This window comes from Bartonella occidentalis (assembly GCF_037070875.1).
Taxonomy (GTDB): Bacteria; Pseudomonadota; Alphaproteobacteria; order Rhizobiales; family Rhizobiaceae; genus Bartonella.
Genome location: NZ_JAYMZJ010000003.1, coordinates 1 through 14,230, shown reverse-complemented (window position 1 = coordinate 14,230; position 14,230 = coordinate 1). Strand labels below are relative to the sequence as shown.

The 14,230-nt window shown below is 33.9% G+C and carries 7 protein-coding genes, 2 tRNA genes and 2 pseudogenes; 6 read left to right on the top strand and 5 right to left on the bottom strand.

Annotation, left to right across the window (positions count from 1 at the left end):
• Positions 1 to 67: 67 nt before the first annotated feature.
• The 5 genes from WCP78_RS05060 to WCP78_RS05040 all read left to right on the top strand — a co-directional run bounded on the left by WCP78_RS05060 (position 68) and on the right by WCP78_RS05040 (position 4,805).
• The gene (locus tag WCP78_RS05060; RefSeq protein ID WP_336279427.1) at positions 68 to 760 is read left to right on the top strand and encodes a glutathione S-transferase family protein; all 693 of its coding nucleotides are present in this window, start codon (positions 68 to 70) and stop codon (positions 758 to 760) included.
• 947 nt (positions 761 to 1,707) lie between these two features.
• Positions 1,708 to 2,523 carry a 4-hydroxy-tetrahydrodipicolinate reductase gene (dapB, locus tag WCP78_RS05055; protein ID WP_336279426.1) on the top strand — a complete coding sequence of 272 codons (816 nt, stop codon included), beginning with the start codon at positions 1,708 to 1,710 and terminating at the stop codon, positions 2,521 to 2,523.
• Between the two features lie 30 nt (positions 2,524 to 2,553).
• Positions 2,554 to 3,174 (top strand): 2,3-bisphosphoglycerate-dependent phosphoglycerate mutase, encoded by a 621-nt coding sequence (locus WCP78_RS05050; protein ID WP_336279425.1) that lies wholly within the window; start codon positions 2,554 to 2,556, stop codon positions 3,172 to 3,174.
• Between the two features lie 111 nt (positions 3,175 to 3,285).
• A tRNA-Leu gene (locus WCP78_RS05045) sits at positions 3,286 to 3,370 on the top strand.
• A 469-nt stretch (positions 3,371 to 3,839) separates the two neighbouring features.
• Positions 3,840 to 4,805: a YopJ/AvrA family T3SS effector serine/threonine acetyltransferase gene (locus WCP78_RS05040; RefSeq protein ID WP_336279424.1), complete on the top strand. Its 966-nt coding sequence runs from the start codon at positions 3,840 to 3,842 to the stop codon at positions 4,803 to 4,805.
• A 322-nt stretch (positions 4,806 to 5,127) separates the two neighbouring features.
• Here the strand turns inward: WCP78_RS05040 and WCP78_RS06275 are convergent.
• The 3 genes and pseudogenes from WCP78_RS06275 to WCP78_RS05025 form a co-directional block, all read right to left on the bottom strand.
• Positions 5,128 to 6,445, bottom strand: a pseudogene (locus WCP78_RS06275) (phage late control D family protein).
• A pseudogene (locus WCP78_RS06270) lies at positions 6,442 to 6,676 on the bottom strand (tail protein X). The pseudogenes WCP78_RS06275 and WCP78_RS06270 overlap by 4 nt, the downstream one beginning before the upstream one ends.
• A 340-nt stretch (positions 6,677 to 7,016) precedes the next feature.
• Positions 7,017 to 7,107: transfer RNA gene (locus WCP78_RS05025), tRNA-Ser, on the bottom strand.
• Between the two features lie 304 nt (positions 7,108 to 7,411).
• On the opposite strand from WCP78_RS05025, the gene WCP78_RS05020 reads away from it, so the two are divergent.
• Complete coding sequence (locus tag WCP78_RS05020) at positions 7,412 to 8,644, top strand: porin (RefSeq protein WP_336279421.1); 1,233 nt, start codon at positions 7,412 to 7,414, stop codon at positions 8,642 to 8,644.
• A gap of 865 nt (positions 8,645 to 9,509) precedes the next feature.
• Here the strand turns inward: WCP78_RS05020 and WCP78_RS05015 are convergent.
• Positions 9,510 to 10,454: an N-acetylmuramoyl-L-alanine amidase gene (locus WCP78_RS05015; protein WP_336279420.1), complete on the bottom strand. Its 945-nt coding sequence runs from the start codon at positions 10,452 to 10,454 to the stop codon at positions 9,510 to 9,512.
• A gap of 1,982 nt (positions 10,455 to 12,436) precedes the next feature.
• The gene (locus WCP78_RS05010) at positions 12,437 to 13,528 is read right to left on the bottom strand and encodes a TIGR04086 family membrane protein (protein WP_336279419.1); all 1,092 of its coding nucleotides are present in this window, start codon (positions 13,526 to 13,528) and stop codon (positions 12,437 to 12,439) included.
• Positions 13,529 to 14,230 lie beyond the last annotated feature (702 nt).

The window sequence follows — 14,230 nt, the reverse complement described above, 5'->3', positions numbered from 1 at the left end:
AAAGCACCTTTATAAAAAGCTCTGTAATTCTCTAAAAATTTATCAACTTTATTTTATAATGTAGACTATGTTGACGCTTTTTCACTCCCCTCTATCTTCTAGCTCCCGCTTTATACGACTTATTCTTAGAGAATATGATATAAATACTCAACTTATTGAAGAACATGAATGGGCAAGAAGACACGAATTTCTTGCACTTAATCCAGCTGGACACGTGCCTGTTCTTCTTGCTGAACGTGAAGTTCCATTATCAGGTGTCGCTGTTATTTCCGAATATTTAGATGAAACACGTGGCAATTTGCGGCAAGAGAATAAGCTTTTTCCAGAAAACCCTTTAGATCGTGCCGAAGTGCGTCGTCTTAACGACTGGTTTTTAAATAAGTTTGATAATGAAGCTATCCGTCATATTGTGCGAGAACGAATCCATAAGCGTGAAATGCCGATAGCCATTGGAGGCGGTGCACCCAATTCACAAATTTTACGCAATGCACGCGCCAATATTGCACCGCATATGAGCTATTTAAATTGGCTTTGTGCATCCCGTGACTGGTTAGTTGGTTCTGAGCTATCTTATGCAGATTTAGCTGCTGGTGCTGCGATTTCTGTACTTGATTTTCTAGGGGAAATTGATTGGGAAAAATCCCCTGCAGCTAAAGACTGGTATATGCGGATTAAATCACGCCCTTCTTTTCGTCCTCTTTTAACAGATCGCGTCCGAGGAGTTGCACCTAGCCCTCATTATGCAGATCTTGATTTTTAAACATTTTTTCCAAACGTAAAGTATAATGCAATATTAAACGAATAACATGTCTTTAATTATAACTTTGCTACTAAAGTCTCAGGTGCTTATACACTATACATGATCTTTGCCTATCCTTTAAGAGATAAACTTTAAAGACTTTTTATTTCGTAAACACGATATTTTGTATTGGAGTGATTTTTTGTGGTGTAGGCTCTGAAAGAGAACCAAAAACACCACTGAAAGAGCATTTATACAAAATAAGGTGAATATTCGGAAATGAACAACGCGGTATTTTTGCAAATTACCGGACATAAATCAGCCATCAGAATCTATCATAATTGCTTATCACACAACTCTTCTTCCTGAGTAGAGTGACATTGACTTCTTATTAGTGAAGGTACAATGAGTTACGATATAGCAAAAGCGGTAGGTTTTAATCTAGAAACTACTCCTCATATATTCAATACATTTGGAATCCACTTCATGAAAAAGTTACGCGCGTTATTGCCGATTTTATCGGTTTGCCTATCAGGCAGTTCTTTCCGAATGCTATTCCAAAATTCGTAGGCGTATTTTAAAAGTAGTAAAACATTCCAATACAGATTTTTCATAGTGCATTCCACAATTAAGTAACCATGTTGAATTGATGAAAAAGCTTGGGCATATATCATACAACCTTATGGTGCAAAAATTAAACTTCCACCTGAAGATAGGGTGGAACCCGCGGCTAATTTCTATGTAAAGCTGCAAAAGTTTGTTCAAAATATCAACGATAGTGAAAAAGTTAGGAGAATTTACTTTAACTCCTTCTAAAACTATATTGAAAATTTCAAACTGAAGCTTGAAAAAGATCAGTGCAAACAATCAAAGAAATAGAAACTTTTCTCCTATATAGAAAAAGAAAAGTTGGAAAGAAAAAAAGAATTTTCCTATACTTAGATGATCAAGGTCATAAGGAGAAAAATATGCGTCTTACAGTTGTTGGTGGAAATGGAAGAATGGGACGCGAACTAATCACAGCTATTCAACACCGAAAAGACGTAGAACTTGCTTCTGTTCTTGTACGCAAAGAATCACCTTTTGTAGGAAAAGATGCCAGTATATTAATTGGTTCAGACTTTCTTGATATTTGCATCACTGATGATCTTGAAAAAGCTTTTTCTAATACAGAAGGTATTTTAGATTTTTCTCAGCCACAAGCCAGTATCCTCTATGCTAACTATGCCGCTCAAAAAAGCCTCATTCACATCATCGGAACGACAGGATTTAATAAAGAAGAAGAAGAGAAAATTGCAAGTTTTGCAAAATATACCACAATTGTTAAATCTGGCAATATGAGCCTTGGAGTTAATCTTTTAGCTAACTTTGTAAAGGAAGCAGCTAAAGTATTAGAATCTGAAGATTTTGATATTGAGATCTATGAGATGCATCACTCAGAGAAAGTTGACGCTCCCTCTGGAACAGCTCTTCTTTTTGGCAAGGCAGCAGCTGAAGGTCGCAATGTCAGGCTCCAAGATGTCAGTGTCAGCGAACGCAACGGCTATACAGGGAAGCGTGAAAAAGGCACTATTGGCTTTTCTTGCTCCCGAGGTGGAACCGTCATTGGTGACCACAGCATTACTTTTGCAGGCGCAAATGAACGCATTGTTCTTTCACATTTAGCGCAAGAACGCTCTATTTTTGCCAATGGTGCACTAAAAGCGGCTTTATGGGCAAAAAACAACAAAAATGGCCTTTATTCGATGCTCGACGTTTTGGGGCTAAACGATAATAAATCATAAACAATCGCTAGTTAACTCAGGGAATTTATAATGGAACGCACGCTTGTATTAATTCGTCATGGGCAAAGTGAATGGAATGTTAAAAACCTTTTTACTGGCTGGAAAGACCCAAACTTAACAGAAAAAGGCCATGAAGAAGCAATAACAGCTGGAAAAAATCTCAAAGAGGCTGGTTTAAAATTTGATATCGCCTATACATCTGCCTTGCAGCGCGCGCAAAAAACAGCTCAACACATTTTAGACCAAATGGGACAGTCAGATTTGCAATTAGTCAAAACTCCAGCATTAAATGAACGCGATTATGGTGATCTATCTGGCTTGAATAAAGATGAAGTGCGTCAACAATGGGGGCAAGAACAAGTACAAATATGGCGCCGTTCCTATGCGATTGCACCACCAAATGGAGAAAGTTTACGCGATACCGGCGCACGCGTTTGGCCCTATTATCTTTATCATATCCAACCTCATATTTTGCGCTTTCAAGCTGTTTTAGTTGCGGCACACGGAAACTCTCTTCGTGCTCTTATTATGGCTCTTGAAGGTTTAAACAGTGAGGAAATTATATCTCAAGAATTAGCCACTGGTATTCCTATTATTTACACATTCAATTCTGACTCAACAATTGCATCAAAGACGATCCTAACACCTTAAATCTTTAAAATCATAACAGGTTCAAGTAGTTTAATATAATAGTTTCCTCTAAAAATGAATTTATATAATTTTGTTGACAGAGTCGCTTCGTAAGCTTAGACGAGTTTTAGAGCCCAGATGGCGGAATTGGTAGACGCGCAGGTTTCAGGTACCTGTGCCGCAAGGCGTGGAGGTTCGAGTCCTCTTTTGGGCACCATACCTTTTTTGTTACGTATAGATTATTAATTTAATTTATTTTTAAACATGAGAGCTACGTAAATAAATGTGAAGGAATAGAATTTTTAATTGTATCCCTATAAGCTACATTTTCTTTAAAATATTAAAATTTTTTGATCTTTATCCATTGTTTACAAACCAATGCTTTAGATGTGCAAAAATATTGTTTATCACTTTTTTAGCGTATATATCCCGCAAACTTATTAAAAACTTTATTTTAGATATAACATAAAAATACAATAAGCACTTCTTTACAACAGTAATAAAAAAATGAACATACCTATAGTCTTACGTATTTTATAATTGCAGAAGACGTTGCAGTCTTGCACTTTCAAAAGGCTAATAGTCCTTTTTTAGAACACTTTTTCTTAAAAAAAAGCAACGTAAAACACCATCCTACCAAAATTCAAGAAAATAATATCCAAGTTGATTAACATGGAGATTAAACTATGAAACCTAATGATTCTCAAAATGTCACCGCCTCTTCTTCACAAGCGCAAGCAGAACATTCTTCGCAAGAGATACTGGAAGGTGCTCATGCTTCGCAAGAGATACTGGGAGGTGCTCATGCAGATTCAGAAACAGACACTTCTTTACAAGAAGAAATAGCATTCAGCTCTGAAAAATTAAAAGATATTATTGCAGGTTTAGAGAAAGATATTACCAGTGGTAGTTGGATACATACTAATTATGCACATGTAGATATAAAAATGATGCCTGCCTTGGTAAAGCAAGCAAACGAAAAATATCCAGACATGAAGCTTCAATTAGTAAATGACCCTTATAATCTTGCTTCTCTCATGGAAAAAGCAATCAATGACCAAGTTCAATCTTCTAGATTTATAATTAGCTCGAAAACTCTAGGAATTCATTTTGCAGTCATTGATTATAGAGCTGTTGGCGTTGAAAACTCTTTCATACTTTTTGAACCGACAAAATTCCATGGCATACCACAAGATATGCTAATGACAAGAATATTAATGGCTGTTAAATCTCGCGGATTACCTAATTGCCATTTTTCCATGGCGGAGATGGATATTCAGAGAAGCTTCTCTGAGTGTGGGATATTTAGTTTAGCTCTTGCTAAAAAACTTCATACCGAATCTGCCCGATTAGAAAAATTGCATGAAGATAATGTTAAGGGTATATTATGTGAACCAGATACACCTATACCTTATGATAAATTAGATCTCTATCTTCCTGCTACTTTTTACAAACATACGCAAGGAATGGGGCGTCTTCAAAAATATATAAAATCAAATCCAAATGCTGCAGATGAAAAAGTTAACAAAAAAGGTGAGACTCTCTTGGAAAGACTCGATAATAATTCAGTTGCAACCAAAGAGTATAAGGCTGTTTCTGTTTCATCGCATAGAAAGAGAGTTCGTGAATATAAAGGTGCTCTCACATTGTGATGCAACTTTTAATACTCTTATACAATATAAATGAACATTTTTATTATTAATTTAAAATTATTATATATATAAATGCGATTTTATTTAAATAAATACTTCATTATTACTATCATATTTACTTTTAATAATATGGAATGTTGATTTTTATACAATTAAATAATTATATATTTTACAAAAAGTTTTTTTAACCTTTATTAATTTTTTGAAATCTACTGCTTTAAATGCCTAAAAATATTGTCTAGCGCATGTGTGAAGCGTATGCTCAAAAACAAATAAAAAGATTAGGAATAAAAATTAATATCAATGTTTTTGCTAATTTTACTCACGTACCTCCCCTATCCATATGAGTAACATTCTCTCCTTCGTCGTGCGATGCACTAGGTGGTGCATTGGGATTGATGATGCCATCATCAGGTGTAGTATTTGCAATGTTTTGTGCAGCACCTTCCTATTATTCATCAAACAGTTCGCAATCTATCCGTATTGTATAGCCTCCACTTATCGAAAAGCTATGTTTTGCTTTGCACTTTTGATACGCCGCTTGAAAGGAATTGTAAGGACGAAGAGACAGTTCTTGAATAAGCTTTTCTTCTACTTGAATCAGAAGATTCTCGCTCATTCTACACGAAAAGGATGATTTTTCACGTAGCGATTTGTTACGATAGAAAGTAGTGGCTGCAACAGCTTTTGATTGGTTGTGATAGGTATATTTTAACTCATGGAAAGGTGAATCTCCAGATTTGACCTCTCTTTTTTCACCATTGCGTAAATCATAATAAGTAGCAATAACACTGCCTTTTTTTCTTCTTCCTCTGTATGGATGTTTATACTGTTTCTTCTGACTTAGACAATGTAGCACCTTTCTCTTATATCCATTTCATCCATATGGATAAAGTTTTCATCTTCCCCAATTTCTTCTGGAGATTGCGCATTGACAACCGCTTTTTGATCATCTTCCACATCAATTTCTAAACCATTGTCTACCCCTGCTCCACCACGGGCGCTATACCTAAAATCCCAAGAAGCACACATTTTCTCATTATAAAAACTATCGGAGGTGGATCTCCTGTTATGGCTTTACCAAAACCACGCTTGGCAACTACAAGTCTACCGTCAATAGGCTTGGCAACAGCATCATACTCTGCAACAAGATCCGTAGCAAAAACCATATCGCTTTCAGATGTTTAATCTAATGTGACAAACAAAACAACCTTTGTAAGAGTGAGATCAACTTTTCTGTATAATCATTCCGTTTTTGCTATTTCTTGGATAATACTTCCTCATATCCTTTGATGATAAGGTTGGCTTTTTGATATTCTGTAAAATGTATTCATTGAAGCAGAACACCCTGTAACATTTAAGCTTTGCAATGGGCTGCTTACCGATATTTCATCAATCAAATACGTACCCATATCACGCACGACTCCCCCCTATAACCTAATGTCACAGTAATAACTGTTTCTATTAAGGGGATATCTAGGAACCCATTTTCACTCTCTCATGCACGATCACGAAATTCTATCGTGATAAGATCACTTTTCTCTTTTACTTCATCAGTAATTTCTAATAGAAAAGATGTAATCCATTAAAGAATTTGTTATATCTTCGTCGTTTGCCCCCACTCTACATAAAGCTTTTATTTTCGTCCCCAAATTCTAATCACAAACATCGCTTTGGGATAAGATAACGAAGGCAAAATAATTGTAATTCCTGCTTTTAAGAGGGCACCATAATTAGTAAGACCATAGTTCACAGTATATAACACATTCAACAGCAAGCGCTTATTGACTTTGGAGTAATATTTTCCAGCAAATGGCATCAACCATATCGCCTTCTTTGGTTACATAAAGATCACCACCAAACTGCTCCATCTTCACCATATTCTCTTAATTTCATGGTAAACCCTTGTTTGTAAGATGTTTCATTTTGATGAAAAAACTTTGGAAATTTATTTAGAAAAGCTTGTAACACAGCTGGCATTAAAAATTAGCAACAACTCGTGCAGAAAATGCAGGAACAACAATCTAAAAAATGAAAACACCTTTTGATTGAACAGAAGACACCATCGCATCGATCTATATAAAAACGGCCAGTAGAAAACAACTCGCAATAGAATCAATCAAAAAGGAACGATACAAATAAAAAATTTAATAATATCAAATAATTCGCAATTCGCAAATCCTTATATAATTCATTGATTTTATTGAAATATGGCGGAGAGGAAGAGATTCGAACTCTCGAGAGCCTTTTGAGCCCTACTCCCTTAGCAGGGGAGCGCCTTCGACCACTCGGCCACCTCTCCAAGAGCGGTGCATAAACGGTATTAACAGAAAGTTCAAGACATTTTCGACTTTTTTAAAAAATATCTGAGACTTTTTTCTTTCATTTGCAAAAGAATATAAAAATTTAACAGACAAAAGTTGTGTTTTTTTTATCACACTGTATTTAATAGTACAAAATACACTTTAAAAAGACAATTTCATAGTTGTATATCCACAAAAGACCAGTATAGCCAGAATTACAAGTATTGCGTACTTATTCTGTCTTCAATGAATTAAGCAAGAATATTTAAAATGCGATTAGACTACCTTTACTGGAGATCCACTATGAATATTAAGTCATTATTTTTCAGCTCTACAACGGCTCTTTTAGTAATTTCTGGAGCACAAGCAGCTCCAATAATTACCAAAGAATCAGAACCTGCAAAGTATGTTCGTGTTTGTGATGCATATGGAAAAGGATATTTTTATATCCCTGGAACAGAAACCTGTATTCGTTTGTCAGGAAGTATCCGAGCTGATTTGATAGGTGGGGATAACATCGATGCAACAACCGATTCGGAACTAAAAAATAATAAAAAGACCTACAAAAGTTCGGCGCGATTGACTCTTGTTTTTCAAACTGCTTCTGAAACAGAATTGGGAACACTTCGCTCATATGCACGGTTTTACTCGCAGTGGAGCCAAGGTAAAGATTCAGCCGGTGCAAAACTTTCATCTGCTTACCTTGAGCTTGGTGGTTTTCGTATAGGTCTTGCTGACACAATTTTTAACACTTGGACTGGCGGTTATGGTAATGTTATAAACGATGACAGCATAGCACCTGCAGGTGTTACACGCACAAATTTTATTTCTTATACCTTTAATGACGAGAGTGGCTTTTCTGCTATTATTGGAGCTGAGTTAGGCAATGCATCAGGTATTAATACCTCAGATCCTAAAAACAATTCCTTTTACATAAAAAATGACAAAATAGCTTCTGTTTCTGAAGATAACCTTCCCGCACTGAGTAAACAGATAAAAAATTATACCTCTAATTTGCTTCTTGGTATGAAGTTCATCCAAAAATGGGGTGGCTTTTCAACAGTTGCTGCGTATGACTCTTATTACAAAAAATGGGCTGGTAAACTGCGTGTAGATTTCAATGTCAATAATAATTTAAATCTCTGGGTAATGGGAGGCTATAAAAACAGTATTGATTACTATACATCAACACCAGATGATCAAGACCAAACGACGCGATTGCTTTCACGACAAAACGCCACGATTTATGCGAACTGGGGAGGAAAGTGGGCTGCATGGGCTGGTGCAACTTACAAAATCACTCCAAAAACAAATTTCAACGCTCAGGTTTCTTATAGTGCTGTAAAAACCTTTGCTACTTCTTTAAATGTTTCCTATACACTGGTTCCAGGACTCGTGATTACACCTGAATTGACTTATGTTTCTTGGAATGATGATCGCACTTTTAGTGCCATAAATAACGATACAGTTTATAAACATACCCTAAACGGTAAAAGCGCTTTGCAAGGTATGATTCGTATTCAGCGCTCATTTTAATTCTTTTTGAATCAAGTCTTTTAAAACTGGCAACTTATGTTGTCAGTTTTTTATTTTTAAAGCTATAATATTATTCGATAATCATAACAATATCCGAGTAATATTCATTACTCATATCCTCTAACAAAAAGATGCTTACTTTGCAAAAATATAAAAAAATTAACTGTATAACGTTGACAATCATGCCTCAAAATTCTGCTCATACAATCAAATAATGCAGATTTTATCCTTAAAATAATTCTTACGAAATAAAATGTGCGTATCAAAAAAAATTACAATAAACTGCACTTATCTTTAAAAGAGTAGATATTACAAAATAACTCTACCACAATGGACAATAAATTCTCTAAGACTTCAATAATTTAAGGAGATGACAAAGATATTTACCAAAAGTAGTAATATATATTTTAAAGTATGTCATCATTGAACTTATATTCTCTGCAGCGTATATATCTTGCTGAATTTTTTCGCTATAATGCTATAATTTGTCTGTATACAACAAATATAAAACTCATCACCAATCTTTTGACATCCAAGATCATCAAGCTGGATGCAAACAGATCATAATGATTTCCTTATGCATGCTCCTAAAGAACCGTATCCTTTATATTACGTACAGCATCTTGGCTTGACGTATTTTTTTAAATAAAAGGCATGTACTCCAGTGAGAAAACAAAACTTTAAGATCTACCTTTATAAGTTTACTTCATTTTTTCTGTTTCTCATTAATATTCTGGATACAATTTTATATCAAATAATCCTCTTTCTATCATATGAACTTCATTGACAAAAAGTTACATAATATTACCCCTCCAAGAAATATAAACTCTGGTAGTTCATACACTTAAATTAAAACGGAGCTGAATTAACTCGAGGGGAAATATTTATCCACCAATGCATAAATAATCGCGGCAGTTTCAACATCCAAAATTCCATCATAATTTTCTTGACGAAAATGAAGTTGAAATGCCCTAATTAAATCCTTATACCCAGTTTCGGTATACGCAATAGAAGTATCATATCCGTAATATCTCAATTTATCCAAGACATCTTCTTTAGCTGGAAAACTTTTAGAAAACTGCTCCTTATAATAATCTTTTAAATCATCATCATACCATGCCCCTATACCCGCCTCATAAAGTTCTTTCCACGGAAATGCTGCACCTGGATCACTCTTTCTTCCAATAGCAATATCACTGTGGCCAACAACATCGACTGGCATGATATCTGGATACCGTTGCAAAATATTCAATGCAAGTTCTTTAACCGCATCAATTTGCGTTGGATTATAAGGAGGAAATATAAACCCATCATTATTATAGGTAATTAAATTAACTGGCTTAAGCTGAAGAGCTGTGCCGCTTATATTATCACCTTCAGCTAACAAATCAATATCAGTCTGCAGTATAGACTCATTCTTATCAACTGGATTGAGAACACGCACATCTTTTAAAGCAGCTTCAACATACGTCTCTTCTACAGAATCAGAATGACCAGTAGCTAAATTAACTATTTCAATCCCAATAGACGTATCATTCAAATTACTGCGCCCTGCCCATGAACTAACACCAGCATGCCAAGCGCGTTCATTTTCGTCAACAAGATTGAAGATACGCATATCTTGAAACCCCGCTTCAATATAAGTCTTCTCAGAAGGATCAGGAACAAGATAGTGAGCACTGACCATGTTTCCTGTAAGAGCTATAATTGACTCTTTAAAATTAATTGACGTATAATGCATAACAAGAAAGCGAACACGACGATTAAAACTCTTGATAGAGCGATAACTATTGTAATCAATCTGGTACATAAAATCTTTCCCTGTTTACCTAATTCAATTGGTACCGCTGCATCCCAGATAGATATGAAATAATGTTGGCGCTTTTTTAAAAATTCTTGCACTCTATTCCAATACAGAAGATACCAAGATTTCTAGCTTTACGTTAAAAATTCATAAACTATCAAAATTACTATCGACAATAAGTACCAATTTTATGACCTCGACACATAATCAAAAAAGCGATTTTGATAATAAATAACACCCTTCACCAAACCACTTCCTTTTCTGAAAAATGCTCGAGAAATTACTCTGAAAAATAACAAAAACCTAACCAAACTATTCACTCACCTTTAATACGAAAAATAACCATTCTCCTCTTATCAATCTGAATAATATGTAACTGCACACCACCATAAATACACGGTGTGATACCTAACTCATTTTTCAATGACATCAGTTATTGAAGACATATTTATGAAAATTTTACGGCTATTTATTGACAAAATTTAATAACAGATATCTTCTATTAAATTTTCCGTAGGTATATTTTTTAAAAAAGCTTAAAAATTTTTCTATAAGCCACAGATAATTAAGTTTTTTCTTATTTATAAAAGTAAACAAGACTTGCTCCATAAAATCTTTCAAGCTCATACAAATTATCTTGAAATCAACACGCTCAAAAAATTTTTCTCTTTAAGGAAAATGAGAAAATGATGTCTATCCTGCTTAGAGATTTTTAACAGCATTTCATAAAGCTCTTCACACTTTCAAAACCATTAATAAAAATCCAAATTCATTATATTTATTTTATTACGATTTTTTCTGTGATCTTTGTCTCTATAAAGAAAACATTTTACTGAAAAGTTATGACTATATCCTCATAATAAATCAGCGATTTATTGAATAAAGAAAATGTTCAGAGCTATCAATTTATAGAACTACGCTAATTTTTCCTATATAATACGCTGTATAAAACAAACTTAAAATATAATCAGCAATGTAGAAGAAAAATATATTAGCACTTGTACATATATGTTAGCTAATTTTAAAAAGTATAAACTAAGCTTATAATATAGATCTTTCTGTTTGTATCGTATAAAGCTTTTTTCTGTCATTTCTACAACCCATTGATTTTAAAAATAACTTTTCTTTTAAATCATAAAAACAGTTCGAACTATAAATACTACTGTACAAGATTTCATACTATAAACATTATGTGCAACTAACTTGTGACAATACTTAAAACTTATTCTGTATTATTAATTTCACCTGAGAGAGGTTAATTTTTCAAAACCAACTCATACTCTTCGTCATTCTAGAATATGAGCTATCTATCGATTATAATCTTCGTTAAACTGTTCACACGCCAGATTCAGATGATACAACTATTAAGCACCACTGGCACTTGCAAATATTTGATTTTCTGAAGTAAAAAGTCATATTGCATCATAAATACAGATTTAGCTATTTTTATATTATAAAATGCATAAAAAAGTAAGCTATCTTATAAACTTTAAAGAAAGATCAATTACGCACCAAACCGTTTTACATCTAGTTTAATACCGATATTGCCAAAACATCAACTAATGCAAAACCTGCATAATAACAGCAAATAATTTAGAAAAACTAGAAATCTAACCGCATAATTAGGAGAAGAGCTTTATACATGAATTGCATGTTTTAACATTTTAGATATGATAATGGGCATATATATTCTCATTGTAGAGGATGCTATTAATACCGTATAATTGGAATACGAAAGCTGTTTTATAGAAATTACTCACAATATATATTTGAATCTCCATTGCTTATATCCTTTGCAATAGGAATAAACCTAAGAAATTGCGATTGATCCAAAAAAAAAACTCAACTCTTATTTTCAATATATATAAAGATTTTTAAACTCATTATACCTTTATCTCACATACAAAGAGATAAGTTTACAAAATAAAAAGCCGCACTAATTAGTGCAGCTTTTATTTGTTATTGTTATAAGTTTATGAGGAGAAGCTTTAGGTACGTAAAGATTCTCTACGACCACTTCTGTAACCATAATGGCCAAAAATACTAGAAATAATGATGCCAATTAAACTGCCCCAAAATCCCCACCATCCAATGTGAGATGCTGTTTTAGCAGCTTGATCCGCAGTATGACGAACATCCTTTGTTAGCGTATCTAGCTTCTCTAACAATGTATTCGTCTGTTCCTCAAGAGCTTCAATTGCATCTTCAGTTTTTTCTTTTGCTGTTTGATAAATATCAATCGCATGATCAGCTGTTTCTTTCGCCTCAGAACGTGTCATTCCATTATCCACAAGAACGTTAATGACGTCATTCTCATCAATTTTTGCTGTAACAGCTTGCGCATGATCAGAAAGACGGTTACTCAGATCTTTCAGGTGTGCGCGATAATGAGAAGGCTCTTTTTTGAAAGCTGTTATTGTAGCGTTTATATCATTGAGGGCTGCTTTATAGACTTGCTTTAAACGATCAATATCAAGAGCAGGAATCTCATTTTTATTAAGAATAGCATGCAAATCGCCACGCAATTTATCAAAATCAACCCGATTACTACTTTTTTCATGCAAAAAATCTTCAAAGTTTTGGTTATTGAATTTTGAAAAAACTGGTAAAGAATCTGTTTTCAAATTACTCATAGTTTGCTGTACCGCAGGAGTACCAGCCTCTAAAACAGCCTTACTACTTAGGTTAGCTACACTTGAAGCCAACACAGCAGCTTGGAAGACCATGAGAAGTGTTAACAAAGCCCAAGTTAAAAATCCATGCAATGCACCTGATGATTCTGCAAAACGTCCAGCGATAAAACTTCCGCTCGCAAGGCTGAAAAGCATCACAATAAGTGATCCAATACCAACCGATAGAAAACTTCCCTTAATAAGAGAGGAAGAAGAAAAATCAATTTGCCCTAAGCCTAAAGCGGCAACCAAAAAAGATAAGCAAACTGAAATAGTCAATGCTGTGATAAGCCCAGCAAAAATTGCTGACCATGAAATGGGTGTATAAAAAAGTGGAGACTCCGTTTCTATTGATGTTTCTTTTAAAAAATGAGCATCAAACGTCTCTTCAGGGGATCTAGTTTCCATTTATTACTCTCCTTAAGTGATGTTTGAATTAGAATGCGTTTGCTCGATTTAAGTTCCGTTTTTGTTTTTATGTTTATCTTCGCTGTTCTATTCTTTTTTAGATATATATTTTATATTTTTCTACTTTAAGCTGTACTTACTTTTGTTTATTTTTTAGAGTATTCTTCGCTTATTTTATAGTTTTTTGATATTTGATCTGCGCTTTTTTTGTTTTTTCTGGTATTTTATTTATTATTTTTTCTTTATTGAGAGTCGATTTAATTTTACTAGAACGCCTATTTGAGCTTAGCATATAATATTTTTGAGATTTCCTAGCTACCAGTTTTGATTTTGTTTATTTTTGGTTTTCTCCCTATTTTTTATCTATCTCCAGCAAATGATATAATTTTCATATTCATCATAGAGGGTTTTTCTGTTTTTTATTGTGTAGTTTTAAGGATTTTTGACGGAAGTTTTTAGATTACATCATTTATTTATCGTTTATTCGATTGTGTATGGAGCATTATTTTTTACTTTTTGGCGTATTTTCTCAAAATTTTAATTTTCTCATAAGAGCTTAAGAGTTTTTCTGTGGACTTTTTTGTTTGAGCAAACAAGTTTGTTTTTGAGCAAGTCGTTAGAATTACAGCATTCTCTATCAGAAGATATATAGAAGTTATTTATGTATGATCACTGTGCATCAATTTTCAGATTTTTTGGAAG